Source organism: Mycobacterium neumannii, assembly GCF_002245615.1.
Taxonomy (GTDB): Bacteria; Actinomycetota; Actinomycetes; order Mycobacteriales; family Mycobacteriaceae; genus Mycobacterium; species Mycobacterium neumannii_A.
This window is the reverse complement of the sequence record NZ_NKCO01000015.1, coordinates 122,628-132,760: the sequence shown is the minus strand read 5'-3', so window position 1 is coordinate 132,760 and position 10,133 is coordinate 122,628. Positions and strand designations below refer to the sequence as shown.

Sequence of the window (10,133 nt, the reverse complement as noted above, 5' to 3'; positions counted from 1 at the left end):
TGGGCCTCGCCTGCGGGGCAGACAACCGCAGCGTCAACGAGGACGGCGGCTGGACCACCCGAATGAACGAGCGCTGCGAGGTCGAATGGCTTCCGCCGCCCGAACTGGACACCGGCCAGGCGCGGCTCAACTACTACCACCGCCCCGAACGGCTCCTGCGCCCACCGGACGAGCAGGAAGCTCGCAGCCACAACGACAACGCAGCTTCGACCGAACCGGCTGAGGTCAGTGAGCCTGGTGACACGCCATCGAGCGTCACACCGCCCGAACCCGTTGAGGCCAGCCAGCCCGGCGACACGCAAACGAGCACGGCACCGCCCGAACCGGCTGAGGTCGGTCAGCCCGGCGACACGCAAACGAGCACCGCCTCACCCGTCGACGGTGCCGGCGAGCCCGGTGGGCCCGCGCCGCCAGGAGATTGGGCGGCCTGACGGCCCGAATCTCGAGCACCGTATTCCGACTCAGCCCTGCGCCTCGACCGCAACCGGTTGCCATTCCTCCCATGTCTTGAGCCGGTTCTCGTAGTCGGCCTTGGCCAACTGCAGCGGAAGTTCACCGAAAAATACTCGTAGCGGTGGGTTTTCGGCATCGACAACCTTGAGCAGAGCCCGCGCCGACGCCTGCGGATCGCCGGGCTTGGCCACGCGCTGACTGCGAATCCGGTCGGCTTCCTCGTGTACCTCTTGGTAATCCGCCAACGGCGTCGAGCGGCGAGACGACGAGCCCGCCCAGTCGGTCGAGTAGCCGCCCGGTTCGATCAGCGTGACGTGCACCCCAAACGGGGCCACTTCCTGCGTCAGCGCTTGCGAGAAGCCCTCAAGGGCCCACTTCGACGCGTGATAGATGCCGACGTTCTGGAACGCGACGATCCCGCCGATCGACGACACCTGGATGATGTGTCCGCTGCGCTGCGCCCGCAGGTATGGCAGTGCGGCCTGGGTGACCCACAGCGCACCGAAGACGTTCGTCTCGATCTGGTCGCGCGCCTCCTGTTCGGTCACCTCCTCGATGAAACCGAAGTGCCCATAGCCGGCGTTGTTGACGACGATGTCCAGCCGGCCGAAGTGGTCGTGGGCCTGCTTGACCGCGGCGAAGTCCGCCTCGCGATCGGTGACATCCAACGCCAGGGGCAGCAACGCGTCCCCGTACCTCTCGACAGATCGTCCAGTGACGAGACGTTGCGCGCCGTCGCCGCGACCTTGTCGCCGCGCTCCAGCGCCGCGATCGCCCACTCGCGCCCAAAGCCCCGCGACGTTCCGGTGATGAACCAAACCTTTTCGCTCATGCTCCCTATATCTCCTCTAGACGGACTCCGCATTCCCGCTTCAAGCATCTTCACAGCTACGGTTGCCTCATGAGCCGGGCGACGCTGGAGAAGGACCCCCGCGATGTGGCATCGATGTTCGACGCGGTGGCCCGGCGCTACGACCTGACGAACACCGTGATGTCTCTGGGCCAGGACCGGTTCTGGCGGCGGGCGACGCGAGCAGCACTGCGCATCGGCCCGCAGGACAAGGTGCTCGACCTCGCGGCGGGCACGGCCGTGTCGACGGTCGAGTTGGCCACGTCGGGTGCGTGGTGCGTGGCCGCGGACTTCTCGGTCGGCATGCTGGCCGCAGGTGCCTCGCGGGATGTGCCCAAGGTCGCCGGTGACGCGACGAGACTGCCGTTCGACGACGGTGTGTTCGACGCGGTGACGATCAGCTTCGGTCTACGCAACGTCGTCGACCATGTAGCGGGGCTGCGCGAGATGGCGCGCGTCACCCGTCCCGGCGGACGGCTGGTGGTGTGCGAGTTCTCCACACCGACGAACCGGTTGTTCGCGACGGTGTACAAGGAGTACCTGATGCAGGCGCTGCCGAGAATCGCCCGGGCGGTGTCGTCCAACCCGGAGGCCTACGTGTACCTCGCCGAGTCGATCCGCGCATGGCCCGATCAGACGCAGCTGGCCCGTCAGATCGCCGACGCCGGATGGTCCTCAGTGCGCTGGCGCAACCTCAGCGGGGGCATCGTCGCGCTGCACGCCGCCACCAAACCCCAGCGCTGATTGTCGGTCGGGAACCGCGATCGCGCGCTACGGTCTGGGCATGTACGGACGCCTGACCGACCCGGACCGCACTCTCGGAACCGATCCCCGCTCCGACCCCCGAATGGTCAAGGCGTTCGCGCAGTTCGGTCTCGACGGCCGACTGCCCGCCGCACCGCTGAGCGTCGACTCCCCGCTCGAGGACCGCATCGCCTTCGCGACGATGAGCGAGGAGGGGATGGGTGTGATCCTCGAGGCGCTGGGCAAGGACCTGCCCGCCGTGTCCGGGGTGGCCACATCGACGACGACGATCACCGGACCCGACGGCAATGACATCACGCTCTACATCAGCCGCCCACAGGACGACGCCGACGGCCCGCTGCCCGCCGTCGTCCATCTGCACGGCGGCGGCATGGCCATCGGCAGCGCGGCCGACATCGGGTACGTCCGAATCCGCGAATGCCTAGCCGCCACAGGGCTCGTCGTGGTCGGTGTAGAGTTCCGCAACTCCGGCGGCAAACTCGGACCGCACCCATTCCCCGCCGGTCTCAACGACTGCGCGGCCGCGGTGCGCTGGGTGGCCGCCAACCGCACAGAGCTCGGTGTCAGCCACCTGATCGTCTCGGGGGAGTCGGGCGGCGGCAACCTCACACTGACCGTGGCGCACAAAGCCAAACGAGAGGGTTGGCTGCACGAGATCGCCGGGTGCTACGCGCAGTGCCCGTACATCTCCAACCGCTGGCTCGACGAGTGCGAGGACCTGCCGTCACTGGCGGAGAACGACGATTACTTCGTCAGCCGCCACCAACTCGCGCTGCTCGGTTCGATCTACAACCCCGACGGCTCCCACGCCGGCGACGCCACCTGTTGGGCTGCGGTCGCGAGTGATGAGGAACTCAGCGGGCTTCCGCCACATGTCATTTCGGTCAACGAACTGGACCCGCTGCGCGACGAGGGCCTCGCCTACTACCGCCGCCTGCTCCGCGCGGGCGTTCCCGCGGTTGGCCGGGTGGTGGCGGGCACCTGCCATGGCGGTGACCTACTGTGCGGGGCTTACATGCCCGAGGTGTTCGACGCATCAATCCGCGACGTCAGCGGGTTCGCGAAATCGCTAGGCTAGTCGTCGATGTCGATTGCCGCTTGCTGGCTGCCGCCCGCCGGAGGGGCGGTGTTGACGACCGGCAGGGGCGGTTCGGACTTGGCGTTCGAGGACGGCTTTCCGGTGGCCCCTCGATACGGTGTGCACACACCGACGTAAGGCACGTCCTGACACGGCCCCTGCGGCAGCGCGGGCGCGACGGGGGCAGAGAGAAGCGCGGCAGCGGCGACCGCGATCGCGGCAACTGCCGATCGAACCGTCACACCGAGCATCGTGGTTTCCTTCCGCCGATGCATACATGAACGCCGCTGTGCTCCAGGATAATCCCCGCACGCTGCCGAAAACAGGTCATCTAGCTGCGCTTACAGTTAGCCTGGTTACGAATCCTGATCCCTGCGGGTATCCCAGATGCGTTCCGACTGCGGGCCGACATCGGGGTCGTGCGTTTGCTGAAAGTTGCGCCCGCCGCGTGCGTAGGTCGCGAGAACCGCTGCGGGAACGTCGGGTTCGAGGACAGGCTCGCTGAGCCAGCGGCACGGCCGCACATGAACCAGGTCGACAGCGGAGGCCTCGTCGGTGTCGTCACGGCGGTACGGACCATCGATACGGCCTAACCAGAAAAGACCATCCGCGTCGCGGGTCCACACGAAGGACCCATCCTCGACATCGGCGAACCGGTCCACGCGACGAGCCAGCCGCTCGCCAAAACCCGCGTCGCCGAAACCGACGACGCCCAGCGCCAACGCCCGGTCGAGCGATCCCTGTGGGTCGATGTCGTCGCGACGGGATCGCATCGGAGCCCGGTACACGGCGGTCATCCGCGATATTCTGCCTGCGCCATGGAGACGTTCAAGCGCTATTTGATGTTTCAGGGCATGATGTTCGTCTTCGGCATCATCGGCCCGATCTTCCTCGTCTTGTACTTCGCGTCCCAACCGGACCCCACCATGCGGTGGGCGTACTGGATCGGGTTGTTCGTCACCGCGGCCGACATACTGATTGCCTTGGGGCTCACCGCTTCTGCGCAGACGAACCGGGACCCGGCGCCCACCCGCGTCGCCCTGAAGCTCGGCGAGCGGCGTCGGCGCGACTGACTAGCTGAACGGTGTGCGGGCGTCGATGCGCCGCGACAGGCGGCCGGCTCCGCGCCAGACCCGGGCCGTCCAGTCCTCGTCCTCGTCGGTGACGAAGTTGCCCATGACCCGCACCGCGACATTCATCAGCGTCTCCGACCGCATGGCGAGCGGCCCGGTCGACGGCAGGAACCGCGGGAACGTCAGCAGCAGCGCGAGCCGCCTGGCCACCGAGAACCCGCGCGCATAGTGCGCCGTCAGCACGGCGGGCCACGCCTGCGTGAGATCGCCGGTGCCCAGCAGTTCGGCGGCCAGCCTGCCGGTTTCGAGCCCGTAGTCGATGCCCTCGCCGTTGAGCGGGTTCACGCAGGCGGCCGCGTCGCCGATCAGCATCCAGTTCGGTCCGGCCACCCCCGACACGGCGCCGCCCATCGGCAGCAGTGCAGACAGGCCGGCGCGCGGCTCCCCGACGAAGCCCCACTCCTCACGACGTAACCCGGTGTAATAGGACATGAGGGGCCGCAGCGCGGCGTCGGCCGGGCGCTTGGCCGTCGCGAGCGCGCCGACGCCGATGTTCACCTCCCCATTGCCCAGCGGAAAGATCCAACCGTATCCGGGCAGCACCGCCCCCTGCGGCGAGCGCAACTCCAGGTGCGAGGTGATCCACGGTTCGCTCGCGCGCGGCGTCGCGATGTAGCCGCGGATCGCCACGCCGTACACCGTCTCCTGATGCCATTCGCGGCCCAGGACGCGGCCCAGCGTCGAGCGGGCTCCGTCGGCGACAATCAGCTCGCCGCACCCGATCTCGGCGCCCGAGTCGAGGATCACCGCCTCCACGCGCCCGGAGGCGTCACGACGCACGTCGACGGCTTTCACGCCGAGCATCATCTTCGCGCCGTCGTCGACGGCGACCATGCGGATCCGGTCGTCGAGTTCGGTGCGGGGGACCGCGCTCGACGTTGACGGGAACGACGGCCCCGGCCATTCGATTTCGACATCGGCCCCGAATCCGGACATCCGCAGCCCGCGGTGCTGCACCCGGTCATCCAGCCACGGCCCGAGTCCGAGGCGGCGCATCTCGAGCACCGCGCGCGGAGTCAGGCCGTCGCCGCAGGCCTTGTCGCGCGGGAACTGCGCTTTGTCGATGACGAGGACATCGCGGCCGTTGCGTGCCGCCCACGCTGCGGCGGCCGAACCAGCCGGCCCGGCCCCGACGACGACCACGTCCCCCTTCATCGATCCCCCGGTCGTCCCCTGCCCCTTGGGCGTGGGCCCTGCGCTCCTGCCCGCCGAACCATCCATGGTTCCCAGTATGTTGGCAGGGTGAGGACGCCAGCGACGGTGGTAGCCGGGGTGGACTTCGGAGATCCCGAATTCGCGCAGGAAGTGCGCGACGGGGTCGCCCGCATCGAAGACCTGATGGCCACTGAGCTCGGCAAAGCCGACGAGCTGATGGCCGAAGCGGTACAACACCTGTTTCAGGCCGGCGGGAAGCGGTTCCGTCCGCTGTTCACGGTGCTCTCAGCCCGGCTGGGTCCGGACCCGGACGCGTGGCAGGTCACCGTCGCGGGCGCGGTCATCGAACTGGTCCACCTCGCGACGCTGTACCACGACGACGTGATGGACGAAGCGCAGGTCCGCCGCGGTGCCGACAGCGCCAACGCGCGCTGGGGCAACAACATCGCGATCCTGGCCGGCGACTACCTGTTCGCCACCGCCTCGCGTCTGGTCAGCAGGCTCGGGCCGGACGCCGTGCGCATCATCGCCGACACCTTCGCCCAGCTGGTCACCGGACAGATGCGGGAAACCCGCGGCGCGGCCGAACACGTCGACTCCGTCGAGCACTACTTGAAGGTCGTCTACGAGAAGACCGCATGCCTGATCGCGGCGTCCGGCCGGTTCGGGGCGACGTTCTCCGGCGCCGACGAAGAGCAGATCGAGCGGTTGAGCCGGCTGGGCGGCATCGTCGGCACGGCGTTCCAGATCTCCGACGACATCATCGACATCGACAGCGATCCTGACGAGTCCGGCAAGGTGCCGGGCACCGACCTGCGCGAGGGAGTGCACACGCTGCCGGTGCTGTACGCGCTGCGTGACGACGGTCCCGCCGCCGACCGGTTGCGCGAGCTGCTGGCCGGGCCGGTGGAGAACGACGACGACGTGGCCGAGGCGCTGCGGCTGCTGCGGGGCTCGCCGGGCATGGCGAAGGCCAAGCAGACCGTCACGCAGTACGCGGTGCGGGCCCGCGAGGAGCTCGCGCAGCTGCCCGAGGGGCCGGGCCGTCAGGCCCTGGCGACCCTGGTGGATTACACGGTCAACCGGCACGGCTGAGCGCCTGGAACTTGCGGAGCCCGACTAAGCGTTGACTCAGCGAAGTCTTTCTTTCTGGAGGAGGAAGCGATGACCTGGCATCCGCACGCGAACACCGCCAAGACGTTCGCTCTGCTGGTGGGGTTCTCGGCGCTGATCGTGTTCATCGCGGCGCTGTTCCGCAATACGGCGCTCATCGGCCTGGCGGTGCTGTTCGCCGTCGGCATGAACGCCTACATGTATTTCAACAGCGACAAGATCGCGTTGCGGGCGATGCACGCCCAGCCGGTCACCGAGATGCAGGCGCCGGTGATGTACCGGATCGTGCGCGAGCTGGCCACCACCGCCCGCCAGCCGATGCCGCGGCTGTACATCAGCGACACCGACGCGCCGAACGCGTTCGCCACCGGGCGAAATCCGCGCAACGCCGCGGTGTGCTGTACGACCGGCATCCTGCAGATCCTCAACGAACGCGAACTGCGGGCGGTGCTCGGTCATGAACTGTCGCACGTCTACAACCGCGACATCCTGATCTCCAGCGTCGCCGGCGCGATGGCCGCGGTCATCACCGCGCTCGCCAACCTCGCCTACTTCGCGACGATATTCGGCGGTAACCGCGAGGGCGCGAATCCCTTTGCGATCCTGTTGGTTTCGATGCTCGGACCCATCGCCGCGATGGTGATCAAGCTGGCCGTTTCGCGGTCGCGGGAGTACCAGGCCGACCAGTCCGGCGCGGAGCTGACGGGCGATCCGCTGGCGTTGGCCAGCGCGCTGCGCAAGATCAGCGCCGGCGTCGAGCAGGCGCCGCTGCCGCCCGACCCCAAACTGGCCGATCAGGCGCACCTGATGATCGCCAACCCGTTCCGTGCGGGCGAGAAGATCGGCAAGCTGTTCTCGACGCACCCGCCGATCGGGGACCGCATCGCCCGCCTCGAGTCGATGGCCGGCCGCGGCCCGGGTTACTACTGACGCCTCACCGGTCAGGATCTGTCAGCCGCAGCTCGACCATCGGCAGGGCGGTGTTCAGGGTCGTGATCGGTGCGCCCAAGGTCGATTCGAGGACCTGCTTCATCGCCTCCCACGCCCGGCGGTGCCGGTCGACGTAACGACGTAGCGCGGCGTCAGCTTCGCCGCATCGAAAATCCTCCTTCGCTGTTCGTACGCGCCACCCCCTTGGGAGTGCGCTGTGTGAGCGGTCCGCGGAGTCCTTGTCTGCGTGCGACAAAGGGGAGTAGAACCGACAGTACGGACCACCCCGACGGACGGCGAAACCCCAACGAAAGGGCGGTGGGTCGGTATGTCATCGGCTATGTCGTTGAGCGGGCCTGCCCGGTTGGAACAGCGGGTCGCACGCATCTGTGCCCGGGCTCACGATCCGCTCGAACTATTGGCTGCGGTGGCTGCCGCCGTGAGGGGGGAGATCTCCTACGCCGCTGCGGGCTGGCTGCTGACTGACCCCGACACGCTGCTCATCACCGGGGTGCACGCCGAGAACGTCACACGTCAGCAGAACCTCGCCCTCATTGAATGCGAGTTGACCACCGACGACGTGAACAAGTTCGTCGACCTCGCGCGGCGGGATGTCCCGGCGGCGTCACTCGGCATCGAGACCGCCGGCGACCTGAACCGCAGCACGCGGTGGTCGAAGATCTACCAGCCCAACGGGTACGGCGACGAGATGCGCGGCGTCTTCAGTTCCGGGTCGGCCACCTGGGGGCACTTCTGCCTGACCCGGCGGGCCGAGGACGCGTTCTTCACCGAGGGCGAGGTCGCGACGATGGCGAGGCTCTGCCCGCACGTGGCCAACGGCATCCGGGCATCCCTTCAGCTCGGCGAGAAGCCCCTGCCCAGTGTTGCCGCAGCGCCCGCATTGCTGATGCTCGCCGACGACGGCAGCATCGAGTCGATGACACCGCAGGTCACCGAGTGGCTGGGTCCCGTGGAAGACGAACGTCTGGAGAGCGCCATCGTGCTGCACGAGGTCGCTCACCAGGCACGTGTTCTCGCCGAAACCGGTGTCGGTGAGCCGGCGATGGCGCGCACCAGGGCACGCTCGGGTGACTGGCTCGTGGTGCGGGGCGTCCGTATGGAGCGGGAAGGCTCGCAAACAGATTGCACTGCAGTGGTTTTGGAGCAGGCACGGCGTTCGGACATTGCGCCGCTGCTGGTTCACCTGAGGCAGCTGACCCGTCGTGAGAAGGAGGTCACCCAGCTGCTGTTGACCGGCATGTCCACCCGGGAGATCGCCGGCCGGCTGTGGATCACCGCCGAGACGTTGCGTGGTCACATCAAGGCGATCTTCGCCAAGCTCGGTGTGAACAGCCGTCCGGAGCTTGCGGCACTACTCTCGCAAGATCTCGTCCTTCGGCGATGATTCTCGAAGGAGCAGCCAGCTGTGCGGCGATGTCGTCGGCTACCCGTCTGGCCAGCGTTCCCACGAATCTCGTCAGCCCCGGCCGGTACACGTAGCCGACGAAGCGAAGACCCGGCAGCACCTCGCCACCACGCCCGTCACGCGGCATGCCCCGCTGCTCGAGGACACCGAGGTGAGAGACCATGGCGTCCAGCCCCGTTCGGTACCCCGTCGCCGCGACAATGGTGTCGACCTGGACGGTGGTGCCGTCTGCCAGGACCGCCCCATCGGGTTGCAGTCGGTCGACGGCTGCTACCACACGAAGCGAGCGGTCGCGGATCGCGTCGATCACTTGACGGTCGACGATCGCCGTTCCGGCGCCGCGGCGTTTGAGACCGGCGATCGGCCCCTCCGGCGGCTTGGAGAACCCGAAATCGCTGAGATCGCTGATGATTCCGCGCTGCACGACGAGCAACATCTTGTCGACGAGGCGGGCGGGCAGCCGGAGGAAGAGCGGCATCGGCAGGTCGAAGGGCAGCCCGCCCACTTCGCGCAGAAGGATGTTCGGCGGAGTGCGCACCGCCAGCAGCACCTCCCGGCAACCCGATCGGCTCAACTCGTAGGCGATCTCGAGTCCGCTGGAACCCGCGCCGGCGACCAACACACGCTCGCCGTAGAACGGGTCGGCGTTGCGGTATTGGGCGGCGTGCACGACCCTTTTGGCGAAGCGGTCGCCGGCTGCCCAGTCGGGGAGAGCGGGCTGATTGAAGATGCCTGTGGCAACGACGACATGGCGCGCTTTCCGCAGACCGGCGTTCGTCGTTACGCCCCACCCTCCCTCGGGGACCGGGTCGAGCCGCTGAACGTCGACGCCGAGCTCGACGGCAACATGATGGCGTCCGGCGTAGGTCTGCAGATAGTCGACGTACTGGTCGCGGGTCGGAAACTGCCCGAAGTGGCGCGGGAACGGAGCGCCGGGCAGGGCCGAGTTGCGCCGGCAGGTGTTGAACCGTAGGGCGTCGTAGCGGCCGGACCAGGCGGCGCCGATCTGCCCGCCGCGCTCGACGACGGTCACATCGATCCCGCGCGCGTGCAGTTCAGCGGCGCAGGACAGTCCGGCCGGACCGCTGCCGATCACCAGCACGGTGTGCGCGGTTCTCATTCGGTTCCTCCGTGACTTTGCCTGACTACAGCGTCGGTCGAAGCCGCTCTCGGCACCACCCCGCAGGTGGGGGGTTCACACCCGCAGGTCGACGCAGGTAACAGCGCGCC

The 10,133-nt window shown here is 68.0% G+C and carries 10 protein-coding genes and 2 pseudogenes; 7 read left to right on the top strand and 5 right to left on the bottom strand.

All coding sequences use genetic code 11. The annotated features are described in order from the left end of the window. Nucleotides 1-431 (top strand): annotated as a pseudogene (locus CEX88_RS17735) (HNH endonuclease signature motif containing protein); the annotation flags it as partial. Between the two features lie 30 nt (nucleotides 432-461). Here CEX88_RS17735 and CEX88_RS17730 read toward each other — a convergent pair. Then, nucleotides 462-1,285 (bottom strand): annotated as a pseudogene (locus CEX88_RS17730) (SDR family oxidoreductase). Nucleotides 1,286-1,354: 69 nt separating this feature from the next. Between CEX88_RS17730 and CEX88_RS17725 the strand changes: the two are divergent. Together CEX88_RS17725 and CEX88_RS17720 are read left to right on the top strand one after the other, a co-directional pair. Beyond that, complete coding sequence (locus CEX88_RS17725; protein WP_094294472.1) at nucleotides 1,355-2,047, top strand: demethylmenaquinone methyltransferase; 693 nt, start codon at nucleotides 1,355-1,357, stop codon at nucleotides 2,045-2,047. 40 nt (nucleotides 2,048-2,087) lie between these two features. Further along, a complete protein-coding gene (locus CEX88_RS17720) occupies nucleotides 2,088-3,146 on the top strand; it encodes an alpha/beta hydrolase fold domain-containing protein (protein ID WP_094294471.1) in 1,059 nt (352 codons plus the stop codon). On the opposite strand, the gene CEX88_RS17715 is transcribed toward CEX88_RS17720, so the two are convergent. Both CEX88_RS17715 and CEX88_RS17710 read right to left on the bottom strand, forming a co-directional pair. Next, nucleotides 3,143-3,388 carry a hypothetical protein gene (locus tag CEX88_RS17715; RefSeq protein WP_126315898.1) on the bottom strand — a complete coding sequence of 82 codons (246 nt, stop codon included), beginning with the start codon at nucleotides 3,386-3,388 and terminating at the stop codon, nucleotides 3,143-3,145. The two genes, CEX88_RS17720 and CEX88_RS17715, sit on opposite strands and share 4 nt — an antisense overlap. 114 nt (nucleotides 3,389-3,502) lie before the next feature. Beyond that, on the bottom strand, nucleotides 3,503-3,943 hold the full coding sequence (locus tag CEX88_RS17710; protein WP_197696794.1) for a GAF domain-containing protein: 441 nt from the start codon (nucleotides 3,941-3,943) through the stop codon (nucleotides 3,503-3,505). A gap of 21 nt (nucleotides 3,944-3,964) precedes the next feature. On the opposite strand from CEX88_RS17710, the gene CEX88_RS17705 reads away from it, so the two are divergent. Next, the gene (locus tag CEX88_RS17705) at nucleotides 3,965-4,219 is read left to right on the top strand and encodes a hypothetical protein (RefSeq protein WP_094294470.1); all 255 of its coding nucleotides are present in this window, start codon (nucleotides 3,965-3,967) and stop codon (nucleotides 4,217-4,219) included. On the opposite strand, the gene menJ is transcribed toward CEX88_RS17705, so the two are convergent. Then, complete coding sequence (gene menJ, locus CEX88_RS17700) at nucleotides 4,220-5,434, bottom strand: menaquinone reductase (RefSeq protein ID WP_094294469.1); 1,215 nt, start codon at nucleotides 5,432-5,434, stop codon at nucleotides 4,220-4,222. 87 nt (nucleotides 5,435-5,521) lie between these two features. On the opposite strand from menJ, the gene grcC1 reads away from it, so the two are divergent. The 3 genes from grcC1 (at nucleotide 5,522) to CEX88_RS17680 (ending at nucleotide 8,882) form a co-directional block, all read left to right on the top strand. Further along, nucleotides 5,522-6,529: a nonaprenyl/(2E,6E)-farnesyl/geranylgeranyl diphosphat synthase gene (gene grcC1 / locus CEX88_RS17695; RefSeq protein ID WP_202931547.1), complete on the top strand. Its 1,008-nt coding sequence runs from the start codon at nucleotides 5,522-5,524 to the stop codon at nucleotides 6,527-6,529. 69 nt (nucleotides 6,530-6,598) lie between these two features. Beyond that, nucleotides 6,599-7,477, top strand: a complete 879-nt coding sequence (gene htpX, locus CEX88_RS17690; protein ID WP_066845494.1) for a zinc metalloprotease HtpX — start codon at nucleotides 6,599-6,601, stop codon at nucleotides 7,475-7,477. A 427-nt stretch (nucleotides 7,478-7,904) separates the two neighbouring features. Continuing rightward, nucleotides 7,905-8,882, top strand: a complete 978-nt coding sequence (locus CEX88_RS17680; protein ID WP_202931546.1) for a helix-turn-helix transcriptional regulator — start codon at nucleotides 7,905-7,907, stop codon at nucleotides 8,880-8,882. Here the strand turns inward: CEX88_RS17680 and CEX88_RS17675 are convergent. Further along, nucleotides 8,797-10,023 carry a flavin-containing monooxygenase gene (locus CEX88_RS17675; protein ID WP_094294465.1) on the bottom strand — a complete coding sequence of 409 codons (1,227 nt, stop codon included), beginning with the start codon at nucleotides 10,021-10,023 and terminating at the stop codon, nucleotides 8,797-8,799. The genes CEX88_RS17680 and CEX88_RS17675 overlap by 86 nt on opposite strands. Nucleotides 10,024-10,133 lie beyond the last annotated feature (110 nt).